The organism is Streptomyces sp. NPDC079167, from assembly GCF_040686735.1.
Lineage (GTDB): Bacteria > Actinomycetota > Actinomycetes > Streptomycetales > Streptomycetaceae > Streptomyces.
In genome coordinates this window covers 378,783-397,414 of record NZ_JBFBLO010000004.1, presented here as the reverse complement: position 1 = coordinate 397,414, position 18,632 = coordinate 378,783, and the positions used below count along the sequence as shown (strand labels likewise).

Sequence of the window (18,632 nt, the reverse complement as noted above, 5' to 3'; positions counted from 1 at the left end):
AGGCGCATCGTCTGCCGGAGGCAATGTCAGTGCACTGAGGTAAAACGACGGCAGACGATCGAGTCTCCGTACCTCGCCTCCGGGCTTCTCCGGAGCGTATGTGAAATAGCAGGATGAAGGAATGGAGCGGTACGTGACCAGCGTGACGGAGGCCGGCGACGGTCAGGGCGCGTTCGACACGGAGGACACTGCGGATGAAGCCGTGGACTCCGCTGTCCCCGGCCCCGCAGGTGCCGCTTCCCTGACCCGCCAGGCCAAGTACGCGCCAGGTGCACAGGTCCGGGTCCGCGACGAGCAATGGCTGGTCAAGACCGTCACGCCGGTGGGTGACGAGGACTGGATGGTCGAGGCCACCGGCGTCTCCTCCTTCGTCCGCGGAACCGACGCCGTCTTCTACGACAAGCTCGACTACATCGAGGCCCTCGACCCGAAGAAGACTCTTCTGGTCCCGGACGACTCACCGAACCACCGCAAGGCTCGCCTCTACCTGGAAGCGGTCATCCGCAAGACCGCGCTCCCGCAGACCGAGCACGGTCTCGCGCTGGCCGACAACTTCCTCATGGACCAGCAGACCCACCAGCTGCGCCCCGCCGAGCTGGCCCTGTCCAAGGAGAACCCGCAGCCGCGGGTCCTGATCGCCGACGTGGTGGGGCTGGGCAAGACCCTGGAGATCGGCATCCTGCTCGCCGAGCTCATCCGCCGCGGGCGCGGCGAGCGGATCCTGGTGGTCACTCCGGCGCACGTCCTGGAGCAGTTCCAGCGCGAGCTGTGGACCCGCTTCTCCATCCCGCTGGTTCGCCTGGACTCCACCGGCATCCAGCGCATCCAGCGGGACATCCCGGCCGGCCGCAACCCGTTCGCGTACTTCAAGCGCGCGATCATCTCCGTGGACACCCTGAAGAGCGACGTCTACGCCCACCACCTGGAGAACTCCCACTGGGACGCGGTGGTCATCGACGAGTCGCACAACCTGGTCAACCGGGGCACCAAGAACAACGACCTCGCCCGCGCCTTGGCCGAGCACACGGACGCGCTGATTCTTGCCTCCGCGACTCCGCACAACGGTGCGACGGAGTCCTTCGCCGAGCTGATCCGGATGCTGGACAAGACGGCGATCGCGAACACGTCGGAGTACGAGGTGAAGGACCTCGGCCACCTGTACATCCGGCGGACCAAGACCGACCGCGAGGTCCGTGACTCCCTCAAGGGCAAGTGGGCCGACCGCGGCCCGTCCCGGCCGGTGGTCTGTAAGGCCGGGGCGAAGGAGCGGGCGGTCCTGGAGGAGCTCGCCGCACGATGGACACCGCGGGATCCGGCCGCTTCCTCGGTATGTGCGGACACGATGGTGGCCTACAACCTGCTGAAGTCGTTCCTGTCCTCGCACCGGGCCTTCCAGGACTCGGTCGTGGCACGGCGGAGGGTCCTGGAGGCTCCCCTCAAGGTCAGGAGGGGACAGGAGCCCGCGGCCCGCGAGGCCGAGCGCCGTATCGAGCGCGAGGCAATCGTGGAGCTGGAGCGCCTTGCGGCCGACATGAGCGACGACGACTCCGCGAAGCTCGAAGCCCTGGTGCGCGAGCTGAAAGAGATCGGGGTGGGCCCAGGGTCGGACATGCGGGTCGTGGTCTTCTCGGAGCGCATCCCCACCTTGAAGTGGCTCGCCGAAGTGGTCCCGGCCAGGCTCGGTTTCCGGGCCGGGACCAAGCTTGAGGAGTCCGTGGCGGAGTCGAAGCCTTGGCTGGCCTACGGTGGCGCGGTCCAGGTCATGCACGGCGAGGCCAGCAATGAGGACGAGCAGAAGGACATCGTCTCCAAGTTCGGGTTGAAGACCGACCCGGTCCGCATCCTGTTCACCGGCGATGTCGCCTCCGAAGGCGTCAACCTGCACCAGCAGTGCCACCAGTTGATTCATTACGACCTTCCGTGGTCGCTGATCCGCATCGAGCAGCGCAACGGCCGTATCGACCGTTACGGACAGAGCATGGCCCCTCAGTTCCGGGCCATGGTCCTCACCGGCGATGTGGAGTGGCGCACGGATGAGAAGGGCGAGCCGCTGCATCTGGACGACCGCCTGGTGGGCTCCAAGCTTCTGGCCCGTGAGGAGGAGGCGCATCGGATCGAGGGCTCGGCGGAGGCCGTCACCGGTATCTACCGGGCAAAGGAGGAAGAGGACCGTCTGACGCGGGACTTGATCTCCGGGCGGACGGTTGAGGAGTCCATCAAGAAGTCCAGCGGCGGCGCGAAGGCGATGCTCGGCCGGCTGATGGGCAATGTCGGTGCCAAGAAGCCGACCGACGACGTGCCCGTCGCCACGGTGCCGAGCCTGTTCGGCGCCGCAGGTTCCACGGCCGCCTACTTCGACGAGGCATTGCGTCAGACGTACTTCCCCGACAAGCCGGAGAACGTACTCAAGCTACGCCGTGAGGACGACGGTACGATCGCCTTCGAACCGCCGCCGGACCTGGTGTACCGGCTGAAGTCGCTGCCCAAGTCGTACCTGACCGACCAGGGCATCCTGCCGACCTCGAAGAAGGAGGGCCGGCTGCGGCTCACCTTCGACAAGGGGCTCGCCGCCAAGCGTCTGGAGGTGGCCCGGGAGACCACCGAGAGCCAGTGGCCCAACGTCAGTTACGTGTCGGACGTCCATCCCGTCCTGGACTGGCTGACGGACAAGGCCCTGGCCGCCCTGCGGCACGACCAGGCGTTCGTCCTCGCCTACGCCCCCGATCTCGAAGCGGCCGGGAAGTTGGACGCGCGGCTGCCGGCCGACCTGGCCGGTCCCGTGTATCTGGTCCAGGGCATCCACTCCAATGCGGTGGGCCGCCCCACCGTCGTGGAGTGGATGGCCATCGTCGGCCTGCCCGCTGCGCCGCGGGTCCTGCGGATCGACGACGCCTTGCTCGCCGCGTGCAACGTCGGCCCGAAGATGCCCGGACGCGCCACCCCGGCCGACCGGGAGGGGCTCCAGGCGCTGGTGCCGGCGGCCGTCGACGCGGCGACCGTGTTCCTCACCGACCGGGCGGCGGAGTACAAGGAGGCGATCGACGCGGTGCTCGCCCCGTACGAGAAGCGGGTCGCCCAGTGGCAGCAGGACGCACTCTTCGCCGCCTCCACCCGCTCGCAGAAGGCCAAGCAGGACGTGAACCTCACGGCGAGCCGTCGCAAGTCCATGATCCGGTCGCTGCGGACCTCCGGAGCGCCGATGCTGCGCCTGCTCGGTGTCCTTGAACCGCTGTCCGCGCCGCCTGCTGGCGTCACCGATGTATCCGCTGCGCCTGTTGCCGGAGAGACGATCGCCTGATGAGTACCGACTTCGACTCCTTCTCCAACCGCGGCGAGTACCTGTCCGCGTTCTACTTCGCCGAGCAGCTCAGCGACGGCCTCAAGAAGGGTGTCTTCGCCACCTGGGCCAACCGGGAGAGCGACGAGCACGACCCGCGCCCCACGCCGCGCGAGTCGGTGCGGGCACTGCGCTCGACGTACCTGGACGAGGAGTACCGCGGCTTCTTCGCCGAGCAGGCCAAGGCCGACGAGCAAGACGACGAGTATCCGCACGCCACGGCCTTCGAGGCCCGCCTCAACACCTACGGGGACGAGGAGTGGTGCGAGCGCGTTCAGGACTGGCACCGGCAGGTACTCGCCGCGCTCGGCTTCCCCTCCGTCTCAGCGGAACCCACCGCACGGACCCTGACTGTGCACCGCGCCGGGCGCGAGCACGAGGTGACCGTGGCCTGGCACAGCGACGGCATCGTAGCCCTGGACTGTGGCTGGTCGGCGAGCAACGACACGGCACTTGACGCGGACGGGTACGGCCGCCTGCTCCACCCGCTGCGGGCGGGCAGCGGTGAGACTTACGAGACCGGGCAGGCGCTCGCCACCTGGTTGTTCCAGAGCGAGCTAGGTGAGGAGGGTGGCGCGGCCCCGCGGTTCGTACTGCTCCTGTGCGGCGGCGTCATCGTCCTCGCCGACCGGCATGCCTGGGGGGAGGGCCGCCACCTCTCCGCAAACCTCGACGCCGCCCTGGAGCGCAACGATCGCCGCCAGCACGGGGAACTCGCCACAATCGCGGGCCTGTTCAGCTACGACGTACTCGCACCGGCCGAGGACGGCAAACCGCCGGCCATCGACGCGCTGGTCAAGGCGTCCCGCGACAACGCGGTCGGCGTCTCCGGGGAGCTTCGCGAAGGACTCCAGAAGTCCGTCGAGATCATCGCCAACGCGGTCCTGGATCGCCTGGAGGACTCCGGGCTCGACCCGCGCGACATCGAACGCCCGGACCTGTCGTTCGCCCGGCAACTCACCCGGGAGTCGCTGCGCTACCTCTATCGAATTTTGTTCTTGTTGTATGCCGAGGCCCGCCCTGAACTTGGCATCCTGCCCGCCGACGACGGCTCCTACGAGGCCGGCTACTCGATGGCGCGCCTGCGTGAACTGGTGGAGCGCGACGAACTGTTGACCGAGGAGACGGCTCGTAACGGATTCCATCTACACGCCTCGCTGGACGTCCTCTTCAAGAAGGTCAACAACGGCTACCGGCCCTATGGCACCGAGCCGAACGACGACCTGCCCGGCGACGACGAGGACACCCGGCGACGCAAGGCGAAGTACCGGAGCGAGGACCGTGGACTGCGCTTCGAGCCCCTGCGCAGCGAGCTCTTCGAGCGCGGGTCCGTCCGCCTCATCGGCAACGAGACCCACGACCCGCGCAGCGACGAGGACAACGAACCACGCTGGCTGGACCTGCGGCCGCGCAACAGCGCCCTACACGAGGTCCTGCGGCTGTTGACCCTGAAGAAGGCCGAACGGGCCGGGGGCCGGGCCGGGTTTATCTCCTACCGCAACCTCGGCATCAACCAGCTGGGCGCCGTGTACGAGGGGCTGATGTCGTACACCGGCATCATCGCCGAGGAAGAGCTGTGCGAGGTCGCCAAGGGAGGCGACCCCGCGAAGGGCTCCTGGCTGGTGCCCTCAAAGCGGCTCAAGGAGTACCCCGAGAACACCTGGGTGACGTACGACGACCGGGACGCGGTGAAGGGACTGCGCGGCCCGAAGAAGTACCCGCCGGGCCGGTTCGTGTACCGCCTGGCCGGCCGTGACCGGGAAACGTCCGCCTCGTACTACACGCCCGAGTCGTTGACGAAGGTCACCGTCGAGCTGGCGCTCAAGCACCGGCTCGACCAAGAGCGGGACGCTGACGGAAACGTCGTGAAGACGCGTGCCTCGGAGCTCCTCAAGTACCGGATCTGTGAGCCCGCGCTGGGCTCGGGTGCGTTCCTCAACGAGGCGATCAACCAGGTCGCCGAGGAGTACCTGCGGCGCCGGCAGGACGAGCTGGGTGTCTCCGTGCCGACGGGCGACGCGCTGACGGAGAAGCAGAAGGCCAAGGCGTACATCGCCCTGCACAACGCTTACGGGGTCGACCTCAACGCGACCGGCGTCGAGCTGGCCGAGGTCTCGATGTGGCTGAACACCATGCATCCCGGAATGCGGGCCCCATGGTTCGGGCTGCATCTGAGGCGCGGCAACTCGCTGATCGGCGGGCGGCGGGCCGTGTACGCGGCGGGCGACGTAGCTCCGCTGAAGGGCAAGGCCCCCTGGCTCAACGCCAAACCGCTCGCGCCGGAACCGCTGCCCTTCCTGAAGGACGGGGCCGAGCAGCCGCTGCCGGGCGGGGCGGTACACCAGTTCCTGCTGCCGACACCGGGGTGGGCGGCGGTCACGGGGGCGAGCGGCGACGCGAAGAAGCTGCTCGTGCAGCTGGCCGAGGTCGGGGTGAAGGATCTCGCGGAGTGGAAGAAGGGGATCCTGAAGACGCCGGCACGGCGGCTGAACAAGAAGACCGGCGAGCCGATCCTCGACCGAAAGTCCGGCGACGAGGCGGCCTCGCAGTACACGCGGCTGCGGGATGCGGCGCAGCGGGCGGAGTTCCTGTGGTCGCTGGTCGTCAAGCGGATGGAGCTGTCGGAGCGGGAGATCGCCCGCAGCATCGACGTGTGGGGCGCTGACACGAAAGACGAGGAGTTCGCCTTCCTGCGGCGGTCCGAGGGCGACGGGGGTGGCAGTTCGGATGCCGCCGCCGTCCGGATGTCGAAGGAGAAGGTGTACGCGGACCTGTTCCGCGCGGCGGGAACCCCGTACTGGCGGCTCAAGCACGTCATGAACGCTTGGTGCGCGCTGTGGTTCTGGCCAGTGAGCAAGGCGGGGCTGCTCGACGGGACGGACGACGCGTATGCAGGTGCGCCTGTGGTGGGGGGTGAGGGCGCCGGCAGTATCGGCGACCTGATCGAGGCGATGTCCGCGACTGTGGTGCCGCTGGGTGATGCAGTGCCCCCCGTCGAGGCCGCGTCGGCGGCTGAGGCCGGGGTGGCCCCGCCTCCGTCCCCGCCCATGCCCACGAGCGCGCCGCGCTTCGTGGAGAACACCATGCTCTTCGCCATGGAGGGCGACCAGATCTCGATGTCCGACATCGAGGCGTCCTCCAATGGTGTGGTCCACGTGGAGGTCAAGGAGGTCGGCCCGTCGAAATCGACGGTGAAGACCAGGAAGCAGCCCGCCCTTGATCTCTCCCACCCCACTCGCCGCCCGCTGATCGCACTGAAGGACCTCGACGACTGGCTGGACTTCCTGGAAGCCATGCTCGGCCGTGGACCGGTCCCGGACGCCGGATCGCTCATCGGGTCCCTCAACACCCTGGAGGAGCTCAGCGAGTACGAGCAGCTCATCCAGGACGAGACCGAGATGGACATGGACCTGTGGGAGCCCGAAGCGCGCTTCCCCTGGATGGGTGCAGTCCGCGACATCGCGGAGGATCAAGGGTTCCTGCACTGGGAGTTGGACTTCGCGCTGGTCTTCGCCGAAGGCGGAGGGTTTGACCTTCAGGTGGGGAACCCGCCGTGGGTACGGCCCCAGTGGAAAGAGAATCCAGTTCTTGCTGAGTCCGACCCATGGTTCATGCTGACCGAAAAGCCCCAGGCCGCCGAGAAGGATCGCCGGAGGACGGCCGAGCTCGCAAAGATGCAGGTGGCCGCGTACACGCTGGGAGAGGTGACCTCGACCGCAACCACGGCCAGCTACCTGGCGGCACCGCATACCTACCCGCTGGTCTCGGGCAGTCAGCCGGATCTGTATCGAGCTTTCATGTGCCAGGTATGGGCCCATGCCTCGACCGCTGGGGCCACGGGGCTGGTGCACCCGGACTCCCACTTCACGGGCGACAAGGAAGGCGCACTGCGCGAGGCTGCATACCGCCGCCTGCGCATACACGGCGACTTCTTCAATCCCGGTCACCGCTTCTTCCCCAAGCCAGTGGGCGAGTCGACGCACTTCGGGGTGCATATCTACGCTTCGCCGGGTGAGATCGATTTCGAAAATCTGTCGTGGCTGGTTTCGGTTGACGCTCTTCGGCTCTCTTCGCAACAGGATGGCTCGGGTGACGGTCCCGGCATTCGTTATCGAGGGGGCGCCTACGATGTGCGTCCCCACCGCGACAGGGTCATCCACGTGACGAGTGACACCCTTTCTGTGTGGCGACGTCTCCTTGGAGAGGAAAACGGACCGGTAGAGCAGAGCCGCTTGCTGTTCCCTGCGAGTACGGCGGAGATCTCGGCGATCGAAGCTCTCGCCGATTATCCGCTACGACTTGGTACCTTGAATCCGCAAATCTCACGCGGCTATGACGAGAGCGGCGCGAAGAAGGACAATCTCATCGACTACAACCGTGTCGATCCTAAGACCGGCGAGGAGTACCAACCTGATGAGTGGAAGCAGGTAATCCTCAAGGGGCCACAGCTCGGTGTGGCCACCCCCGCATTCAAGCGGCATGATGCCAACAGTAACGACCCCTACGGGGTTGATCTTGTTCGGTTGCCTGCCGGTTACATTCCAGACACCGCGTACGTGGTGGCTGATGGGCGTGACGCGGAATATCTCAAGGCTCAGGACCGGTGGCTGGACCATGCGGAACTGGCGCGTCTGTGGGGATCCGAGGAGACGACAAGGGAGACGCGGGCGCGGCTTGCCACGGTGCACAAGTGCGCTCCGGAAGAGATCACGAAGAAGGCAGTGGACGATGCGCTGATCTCTCGGGCGACGAAGCCATACACCGCGTTCTACCGGGTGGCTTGGCGCCAGATGGTGGCACCCGATACCGAGCGTGCCCTCTACGGGGCGTTGATTCCGCCAGGACCTGCGCACATCCATGGCGTCCGGAGCGGTGGATTTCGCTCGTGTCGGCAGACTGCTCTCGTCGCCGGATTCTGGTCAGGGCTGGCAGTCGATTATCTGGTCCGAACCAGCGACATCAAGAACTTGGACGTGGCCAACGCTCGGAATTTGCCTGCCCCGACAGAGCGCCATCCCCTGGCCCCGGCCCTCCTTCTCCGCACCCTCCGCCTCAACTGCCTCACCACCGCCTACGCCGACCTCTGGCAGGAGCTCCACGACTCCACCTGGCCCGCCTACGAGCCTTGGGCCCGGCCCTGGCCGTACATGACGACCGAACTCCACGCAGTCACCCCCACCTGGCAACGCGACACCCCCCTCCGTACCGAGTACGCCCGCCGCGCTGCGCTCGTGGAAATCGATGCGTTGGTTGCGGTATGGCTCGGCATGAATGCCGATGCCTTGATCGCCGCCTACAGGGGGCGATTCCCGGTACTTCAGAAGTACGAGGTGGTGACATGGTTCGACGCCGAAGGGTCGAAGCTGGCCGGTAACGCCCGCACGATTGGCCAGCGCCAGACGAAGGACACCTGGAAGCAGTTCGAGGCGTACATGGCCGACCCCGCCTTCAAGGCCCACCAAGCCGACCCCGCCAACAACCCCGCCCCCGAAACCCCCGTCCCCGACGGCTACACCGCCCCCTTCTACAAGGCCGACCGCGAGACCGAGATGCGCGAGGCCCACGCCTACTTCCAGAAGCGTCTCGACGCCGCCGTCGAGGCCGGTAAGTGGGACCCGGTCACGCAGGAGGTACCCAAGCCGTGAGGCCGACGCTCGAGGCGCAGGGGCTCAAGGAGAGCCTGCTGCAGTACCTGTCCACCACGTACGCGCTGACCGACGAGGGCGCGCGGCAGGCGTTGCACCGGTTCCTGGGGGACGAGAACTCCGGGATGTTCCGGGGGCCATTTCTTCGCCTCCGTACGCCCTTCGTTTCAGCCGACGCGTCATGGACCAGGTATCTGGACTGGCGACGAACCGACGGCTGGACACCGTACGCGCACCAGGCGAAGGCCTTCGAGCGACTGTCCTCGGCAGGCGGGCGTACGCCGAAGCCCACGCTGGTGACGACCGGTACCGGCTCCGGCAAGACGGAGTCGTTCCTCTATCCCGTACTCGACCACTGTGCGCGTGAGCGGGCGGCCGGCCGGGCCGGGGTCAGGGCCGTACTCCTCTACCCGATGAACGCGCTCGCCACCGACCAGGCCCAGCGCATCAACGAGCTCCTGTGTGAGCACGATGCGTTGAAGAAGGTACGGGCCGGTCTCTACATCGGCGATAAGGCGGCGACGCACTACGATCGGGTGTACACGCGCCGGTCGGACATGCAGATCTCGCCGCCCGACATCCTGATCACGAACTACAAGATGCTGGACCTGCTGCTCCAGCGGGCGCAGGACGCACCGCTGTGGGCGGACGCGGATATCCGGTACGTGGTCGTGGACGAGTTCCACACCTACGACGGTGCGCAGGGCACGGACGTTGCGATGCTCCTGCGCCGCCTCGCCTCGGCGGTCGGGGTGGCGGAGAAGGGCCGTCCGCTGGGGCGGATCTGCCCGGTGGCGACCTCGGCAACGCTCGCCTCCGACAGTACGGACCAGGGCGGGGTCCGCCAGCTGCTCGACGTCGCGACGCAGGTATTCGGTACGGAGTTCGACGCGTCCTCGATCATCGGGGAGCACCGGCAGACGGTGGACGAGTTCGTGCCGCCTTCCGGCTTCGATCCGATGCTCCCGATCCCGGTCCCGGACGAGCTGGCCACCCTCCCTGACCCCTCACTGGGCGAGGAGGAGTTCCTCGCGCTCGTCGAAGCCGTCACCGGCACCCGCGAGACCGACCCGCACGTGCTCGGTGGCCTGCTGAAGAAGCACATGCTGACCTCGGCGGTGATGCACGCTCTGGACGGGCAGGTGCGGACCGTGCCCGAGGTGCTGGACCTGATGTGGCGGCGGGGCGCGTTCTCCTGGGGGCAGGCGATCACCCGGCAGCCGGAGGTGGCGGCGTCCGCCCTCGCCCGGCTCCTGGCGCTGCTCTCGGTGGCTCGTGATCCGGCCTCCACGCCCGAGCGGCCGCGGCCCTTCGTGCAGGTCGAAGTGCATCAGTGGTCGCGGTCGGTGTCGCGGGTCGTGCGCGGTGTGCTGCCGTGGCCCAAGGCCGAGTTCCAGTGGGACTCGGCCGGTTCCGCCCACCACTCGGGCGAGCAGCCGGCCCGTACCGCCCCGGTGACGACGGCGACCGCGGGCGCGGCCGCGAACCTGTTTCTGCCAGCTGTCTACTGCCGTGACTGCGGCCGTTCGGGCTGGGCGGTGTTCTCCCCGGAGACCGACGACGCGGACGTACAGGTCGACACGCACAAGATCCGGCGTGCCTCGGTCAGCCAGGACAAGATGCGGGTCCGCAACCTGATAGCGGCCACCGAGAAGGAGGCCCAGGAGGGCTCCGGTGCCGCCCTGATGGACGAGGCCGGGCGCAGTGCAGGCCGGGGCAGCAGCGCTCTCGCGGCCACCAACGCCGGGCAGTTGCGTGTACTGGACGGGCCGAAGCGCCGCCTGCGGTTGCCCGATCCGGTCGAGGACTACGACCAGGAGACCGGCGCGCCCCGGCTGGCGGGCTCCGACTCGGCCTTCGTCCTCGTCTACCTCGGGGACACAGCGACCACCGCCGCAGAGGACGACTGGTGCCCGGCCTGCGGCTCGCACAACGCGATCCGCTTCCTCGGCACCGGTGCCGCCGCCCTCGCCGCGGCCTCGGTCACCCAGCTGTTCACCGGCGGCGAGATGGACAGGGCGCAGGGTGAGGACAAGACCCTGATGTTCAACGACTCGGTGCAGGATGCCGCACACCGGGCCGGATTCGTGGCCAGCCGTTCGTACACCTTCTCCTTGCGCGCACTGTTCAAGAAGCACCTGTCGGAGGAGACGCCGACAGCGCTGCACGATCTGATCGCCGACGTGGTCGCGGCGACCACCGACCGCGAGACCCTTGCCGCCGTCGTCCCCACCGACCTGCACGACTTCAAGGGCGTCAAGCGGCTCCTGTCCGGTCAGGGACGAGGCGGGGACAGGAAGACCTGGGAGCTGATCGGCGAGCGCTTCGCTTTCGAGGCGCTGATGGAGTTCGGCTTCCGCTCCCGCAACGGCCGCACCCTGGAACTCACCCGCACCGCCGCCGCCCACGTGCGCATCGAGGACCCCGCCGCCGCGATCGCCCTGGTCAAAGCCGCGCACACCGAGCCGTACGGGCACGGCGGCGGGCTGCCGGTCATCGAGCAGGACGACGCCCGCTACCTCGGGTTCCTGCGGATCTTCCTGGAGCGGCTGCGGACCCGTGGCGCGATCGGTCACAAGTGGCTGGAGGGGTACCTCTCGGAGGCCGGAACCAGCCGGTACTTCATCTGGGGCAAGCGGCCTCCCGGTATGCGCGCCTTCCCCAAGGGCATCGCAGCCCCGGTGTTTCTGCTCAGCGCCCCCAAGACGAGGAGCGAGTTCGACTTCGCGACCGGCCGTCTCTCCTGGTACGAGCGGTGGGCACAGCGCACGCTCGGGCTGCCGCGAGAGCAGGCCGCGGAGTTCTGGTCGCGGCTGCTGCCCGCGCTGGTCGAGGCTGGCCTGCTCTCGGTGCGCACTCCGACCGACAGCAGCCTGCGCGTCTATGGTCTGAAGCCGGGCGCGATCGACGTACAGCTGTTGAAGGACGCCGAGGTGAACGAGGCGTTTGTCCGCTGCCCGGACTGCTTCTGGGAGCAGACCGTCCACCCCGGCCTGCTCGCGCAGTGGGACGGGCAGCGCTGCCCGTCCTACCGCTGCCGCACCGGCCATCTCGTCGCGGGCGACCGGCCCGAGGGGCTCGGCAAGCACCAGCGGGACCGTAACTACCGCGAGGACTACTACCGCAGGCTGTACCGGAAGGCGGGCACGTACCAGGTCATCACGGCTGAGCACACGGGCATGCTGACCCGGCCGGAGCGGGAGCGGGTCGAGGCGGCGTTCAAGGACGGCAGCGGGTTCAAGGATCCCAACGTGCTGTCATGTACGCCGACGCTTGAAATGGGCATCGACATCGGCGACCTGTCGGCCGTCGTGCTCGCCGCGCTGCCGAGGCGCGCTGCCAACTACGCCCAGCAGGTGGGCCGGGCCGGGCGCCGTACCGGAAACGCGTTCCTGCTGACCATCCCCGACCGCAGCCGCCGAGACCTGTACTACCTGGAGCAGCCGCGCGAGATGATCGCCGGGCAGATCGTGCCGCCGGGCAGTCACCTGTCGGCCATCGAGATCCTGCGCCGCCAGTACCTCGCGCACCTCCTCGACCTCGCCGCGCGGGGCCGGCTGTCGCGCACTGACGGCCGTCCGCTGCCCGCAGTCGTACGGGACGCTCCGGCCCTCTTCGGCCCGTCCGGATACCTCGCCGATCTCGTCGAAGCGGCGCTCGCGGACGCCTCGAACCTGGTCGAGGGGTTCCTGGACCTATTTCCCGTCGGCGTCAACGAACAGGCCGCCGACGACCTGCGGGCGTTCGCCGGGCGCGGGCTGCGCAGCGCGGTGGAGCGGGCCGAGCGACAGTGGCTCCACGCCGAGGAGGTGCTGCGGCGGCGACTGCGGTACATCGCGGAGGCCCGCGACGAACTCCACGACACCGAGGACGAACAGCGCGACCGTAAGGCCGAACTCGACGCCGAACACCGGGCGCTCGGAAAGCGCTTGAGCAAGCTCGGGCTCATCACCGCCCAGCAGGCCCTGTGTGATCTCGGACTGCTGCCGAACTACGCGCTCATCGACTCCGTCACCACCCTCAACGCGACGCTGTACTGGGTCGACGGTATGGATCCGAACACCGGCCGGGACCGCTTCGACTCCAAGATCCGCTCCTACGACCGGCCCCGGCGCTACGCCCTGTCCGAACTCGCTCCCGGCAACACGTTCTACGTCAACGGCTACAAGCACGAGATCACCGGCATCGACATCGGCAGCCCCTCTCAGCCGGACTGGAAGGCCTGGCGGTTCTGCCAGGAGTGCGGCTACGTCCGCACCGAAGACGCCAAGGACGACCGCTCGCCATGCCCGCGCTGCGGCAGCACCGGGATCGCGGACGACGGTTCCTGCCTGCACCAGGTCATCGAGCCCACGACCGTCACCTCCCGCGACAAACGCGAGGACGCCCGTATCGGCGACGACAAGGACGACCGGGAACAGCGCTACTACACCGTCATCGACGCGGTGGACATCCCCCGCGAGGAGATCAAGCACGGCGCGTCCTGGCGGCACGTCCACCACACCTTCGGCGTCGACTACTGCCGCAAGGCGGTGATTCGCCGCATCAACGTCGGCCCGATGCGGTTCGACAGCCAGACCGAGGACGAACTCGCCGGGCAGGACGTCCGCATGGCCCCGTTCCACGTGTGTACCGCGTGCGGGGCGGCGACCGCCGACGGCAAACCGGTCTTCGATCACGCCACCGACGCCTTGGACTCCTCGGCCGCCCGCAACCCGAAGGTCAAGCACCACCAGCCGTGGTGCCCGCTGCGGCGTGGAAAGAAGGCCGCTACCGTGCCCCAGCAGCCGGTGCTCCTCGCCCACCAGCTGAACACCGAGGCGCTGCGGGTGCTCCTTCCGGCGACCACCGTGCTCGTCGAGGAGAAGATCTACTCCTTCAAGGCCGCACTGCGGCTCGGCGTCGACCGGCAGTTCGGCGGCGACCCCGCGCACCTGGACACCACGCTGGCCCGTATGCCCGACCAGGCCACCGGCGAGAAGCGCCACTTCCTGGTGCTCTTCGACCGGCTCCCCGGCGGCACCGGATATCTGGACCGGCTGACCGACCCCGGCGACTTCAAGGAAATGCTCCTCAAGGCCCGTGCCGCGCTCCTCGAATGCTCCTGTCAGGACGAGGGCCTGCGGGCCTGCCACCGCTGTCTGCACCGCTACACCGAGGAACGCCACCAGGACGTCGTCTCACGCCACGAGGCCCTGGAGATCCTCGGTGACCTCCTCGGCCCGGTCGACGAGAACGGCGAGCCGCTGCGCGACGCCGACGGTGACCCTGTCGACGGGTGGGCGGTCACCAAGGTGGCGTCCACCGAACTGATCGGCCTGGACAAGCAGGTCGAGTCCGACCTGGAGGCCCGCTTCCTGGCCGCCCTGCGCAAGTGGAGCGAGAACCAGGACGACGCCGCACTCGACGAGAGTGGAACGAACAGCGGATACCTCCGCTTCACCGGTCCCACGGCCACTGCGGGAGAGGCTGCCGACACCGGGTCCGTACGCTCGACCGGCTGGCGGCTCACCGCCCAGCGCAGCATGGAGCACACCCGCACCGACTTCACCTTTGAATCCACCGACGGCCCCCGCCGGCTCGTCACCGTCTACCTCGACGGCCACAGGTACCACGCCAGCCGCAAGCACAACCGGATCGCGCCCGACTGCACCAAGCGCAACCAGCTGCGGGCCGACGGGCACATCGTCTTCCAGATCACCTGGGACGACCTGGAGCTCTTCGAAAAGGGCGACGCCGCCAAGGCGCAGCCGGTGTGGCCGCCCTACCGGCGCATCGGCCAGGACACCGCCAAGGAGTGGTACGAGGAGCTGGGCGGCGACCGCGCCCACTACTCGGCCACTGTGTTCGCCAATCCCATCGACACGCTCCTCGCCTACCTGCGCCAGCCCTCCCGTACTGCATGGGGGCGGCGGGCCAAGGCGCTGGTCGGCGGGCTGATGTGCACGCCGGAGCCACTCGTACAGCAGGCCGACCGGGGCCAAGCACGCGAAGCCGTACGGGCCGCCCTCACCGCCCTCGGCCGCGGTAAGACGCTGGGGCCGGAAGCCGGGGAAGGCGACGGAGGGATCCTCGTCCTGCACGCCGTGGACGAGAACGGGCTGCCGCTGATCTACACCGTGGACACCTCCGGCCAGGAGCCGGGTTGGAGTGCCATCGCCGTACTCGACGACCGCACCGAGAACCTTGGCACCGCCGAACACAAGCTGATGTGGCGGTCCTGGCTGTACTGGTCGAACCTGCTGCAGTTCCTGGCCTTCGCCGGCGGCGACGGCATCCAGCTCGCGAGCAGCCAGGCCGCCGACTACCCGGTGGAGGTCCTCACCATCGGCGGCGGCGTCGGCGAGCTCGAATCGCTGATCGTCCAGCGGAACCCGGCTGCCAACGAGGTGAGTTCGGTGGTGGACAGCCGCACCGCGGTACTCGCCGGTGCGGCCGACGCCGAATCGACGGAGGAATCCTCCCTAGAGAAGGTGGTCGCCGGCGTCCTGCGGGACCGGGCCTGGGACGAGGACATCCTCGAGCTCCTGGAAGAGGACGAACCGGAATCCGACCTCACCCGACTGGCCAAGAAGATCGCCGCCAAGGGCAAGAAGGCGCCTGTCTTCGGTTACGAACTGGGCGAACGCGGCTGGCAGACGGACTTCGCCTGGGACGACTCCCAAATCAAGATCGCCGTCGTCGTGGCGCCGGACACACACGGATCACAAGCCGAAGAAGAGCGCCGCAAACGCGACGAGGCCTATGCCGCCGACGGCTGGACCGTACGTACCGCCACCGACTGGCTCGACCACCTCGACACCCTCCTGACACTCCTCCCCGACACGGAAGGCTCCCACTCCTGATGACCGCCCGGCTCAGCCTGTACGAAAAGGCCGAACACGAGCTGTACAAGCTCGACCGCTCGGTCAAGGGCAAGTTCTACGACTTCTGCCACCGATTCCGGCAGAACCCCGACCACCCCGGCCTCGACCTCAAGCCCCTCAAGGGTGACGGACGGGTCTTCCGCGCCAAGATCGACCAGTCCTACCGCGCCCTCCTCGCCAAGGCCGGCGTGGACGAGCATGGCCAGGAGCGGTGGCTCGTCGTCGCGGTACGCCACCGCAAGCACGTCTACGAAGAACTCTCCGTCACGATCAACCGCGTCACCGGTGAGATCGAGTTCGTCGACCTGTCCGTCGTCGGGCAGAGCGTGCTACAGCGCGCCGGCGTCACCCTCACCCCGGTCGACCCGGCGCCCGAGGCCGAGCTCCAGCAGGCGCCGACCCCCGAGGTTCACGAGTCGGTCGCCGTAGAGCCCGCCGCACCGCTCCTCTCCGGGATCACCAGCGAGGACCTGCGGTCGCTCGGTGTCGCCGCACAGCTCATCGACCTCGTACTCGCCGTCACCGAGAGCGGCGAGCTCGACCAGTTGGTTTCCGGCGCTCCGCTCCTGACCAAGGACCTCCTCTACGGCCTGGCCGCCGGGATGTCCATCGACGAGGTCCGACGCGAGATCACGGCCCCCGTCGAGGTCAAACTCGCCGACACCGAACGTGACGACCTCGGCGCGGCACTGGCCCGCACCACCGTCACCACCATCGACGACGACCTCCGCGTCGTACTGGAGGAAGGCGACTTCCGGGCCTGGAAGGTCTTCCTCCACCCTGCCCAGGCCAAGCTCGTCGACCGCCGTTACAACGGTCCCGCCCGGGTCTCAGGCGGCCCCGGAACCGGCAAGACGATCGTCGCCCTCCACCGGGTCAAGCACCTGGCCCAGCAGCTCCCTCCCGGCCACAACAAGCCCATCCTGCTCACCACCTTCACCACCAACCTCACCGTCGACCTCCGCGCGCGCCTCTCCTCCCTCCTCGAGCCCGACCTCGTCGCCCGCGTCGAAATCACCAACATCGACAAACTCGCGGCCCGCGTCCTCAACGAGAACTCACTCAGCGGCACCGGCAAGCAGCGCATCTACGACAGCGTCGCGATCGGCATCCTCCAGCACCTCCTGTTCGAACTCGACGAGAAGCGCTGGGAGCCCGAGTTCCTCTACGAGGAATGGGAACAGGTGATCCTCGGCCAGTCGCTCGGCAACCGCAAGGCGTACTTCGACGCCCGCCGCGCAGGCCGCGGCCGGTCCGTCAGCCGCCCCGAACGCGCCCAGATCTGGAAGATCCTCGAGCAGTTCACCGCCCGCCTCGACAAGGAGAACCGAGAAACCTGGGGCCAGGCCGCCGAACGCGCGGCCCGCTTCGAGATGGAACGCGCCGCCAAGATCAAGGCCAGGCAGGACCGTAAGGACGAGGTCGGCGGCAAGGACCTCATCCACCGAGACGACAGCTCCGGCATGCGCTACATCGCCCACCGCTACCAGCACGTCGTCGTCGATGAGGCCCAAGATCTGCGCCCCGCTCACTGGAAGATGCTCCGCGCCATGGTCGCCCCCGGCCCCGACGACATGTTCATCGCCGGCGACACCTACCAGCGCATCTACGACCAGCAGGTCACACTCGGCACCGTCGGCGTCAACATCCGGGGCCGCTCCTCCCGCCTCACCCTCAGCTACCGCACGACCAAGGAGATCCTCGCCCGCGCGATGCAGGTCGTCGACGGCACGGGCAACGCCCCCGCCTACGACGACCTCGACGACGGCACCGACACCCTCGCCGGCTACCGCTCCGTCCTTCGCGGGCCCGTCCCCGAACTCGCCCCCTGCGACACCTGGGACGACGAACTCACCCAACTAGCCGCCACTCTCCACGCCTGGCGCGAGGAACTCACCTCTGGCGACGGTGGCAACAACCCGCGCCGCGACCCCCGCGGCAATATCGCCGTCTGCGTCGCCGACCGTGACTCCGTCAATCAGGTCATGTACTACCTCGCCACCGAGGCCGGCATCACCGTAGCCGAACTCACCAAGGACGGCGTCAAGGGCGACGGCGAAGTCCACGTCGGCACCATGCACCGCTTCAAGGGCCTCGAATACCAGAAGCTCGCCATCGTCGGCGCCCGCGACGGTGTCATTCCCCGCACCGCAGTCATCGACCGCTACCGCGAATCCGACCCCCAGCGCTACGCCCGCGAGGAACGCAAGGCCCGCTCCCTCCTCTTCGTCGCCGCCACCCGCGCCCGCGACACACTCCGCATCAGCTGGCACGGGGTACCGAGCCCCTATATCTCCCGCTAGTGAAAGACGAAGGCCTGTCCGGCGGGAGGCACAAAGGTTGTGCCTCATGACCGTCCTACAAGGCTCTGCTTCGCGTGATGCTGAACCGAGAGGTCGTTGGCGGGACGAGTCAGCTGGGTCTACGAGCCAATGCCCCAGCCGTCCCTCTGCGTCGCGCTCCGTCTGGTTGGTCGGTTGCGGGCGGCTTGGGCGAGAACCCCGCAGTTCCGCACCGGCACCGCCCGGCGAGACTTGCTCGGGCAGTCACCCGCCAACCGAAGCGGCGCATTCTACGCACCGCCTACCGCGAACTGGTCCGAAACCGAACCCGGACCCCTCGAACGGGAGAGCGCTCTTGCCCCGGTTTGCACAAGACGCGTATCACCAAGGCAAGAGGCCTTGGCCGGTGGGTGCAACATCGGAAGTAAGGCCATAACCCGACTCCCGTAATGAAGGAGAAAGAGCATGGAAGGCTTACCGACGGCCACCGACAACGGCGGTC

General features: G+C 68.0%; 4 protein-coding genes. All 4 read left to right on the top strand.

What is annotated here, in order from left to right; all coding sequences use genetic code 11:
- The first annotated feature begins 133 nt into the window (after window positions 1–133).
- Genes AB0P41_RS11660 through AB0P41_RS11645 form a run of 4 tightly spaced genes read left to right on the top strand, consistent with a single transcriptional unit; the run spans window position 134 to window position 18,151 of the window.
- Complete coding sequence (locus AB0P41_RS11660; protein ID WP_365931500.1) at window positions 134–3,298, top strand: DEAD/DEAH box helicase; 3,165 nt, start codon at window positions 134–136, stop codon at window positions 3,296–3,298.
- Window positions 3,298–8,982: a hypothetical protein gene (locus AB0P41_RS11655; RefSeq protein ID WP_365931498.1), complete on the top strand. Its 5,685-nt coding sequence runs from the start codon at window positions 3,298–3,300 to the stop codon at window positions 8,980–8,982. Before AB0P41_RS11660 ends, AB0P41_RS11655 begins: the two co-directional genes overlap by 1 nt.
- Window positions 8,979–15,827: a DEAD/DEAH box helicase gene (locus tag AB0P41_RS11650; protein ID WP_365931496.1), complete on the top strand. Its 6,849-nt coding sequence runs from the start codon at window positions 8,979–8,981 to the stop codon at window positions 15,825–15,827. The genes AB0P41_RS11655 and AB0P41_RS11650 overlap by 4 nt, the downstream gene beginning before the upstream one ends.
- Window positions 15,827–18,151: a UvrD-helicase domain-containing protein gene (locus AB0P41_RS11645; protein ID WP_365931494.1), complete on the top strand. Its 2,325-nt coding sequence runs from the start codon at window positions 15,827–15,829 to the stop codon at window positions 18,149–18,151. Before AB0P41_RS11650 ends, AB0P41_RS11645 begins: the two co-directional genes overlap by 1 nt.
- Window positions 18,152–18,632 lie beyond the last annotated feature (481 nt).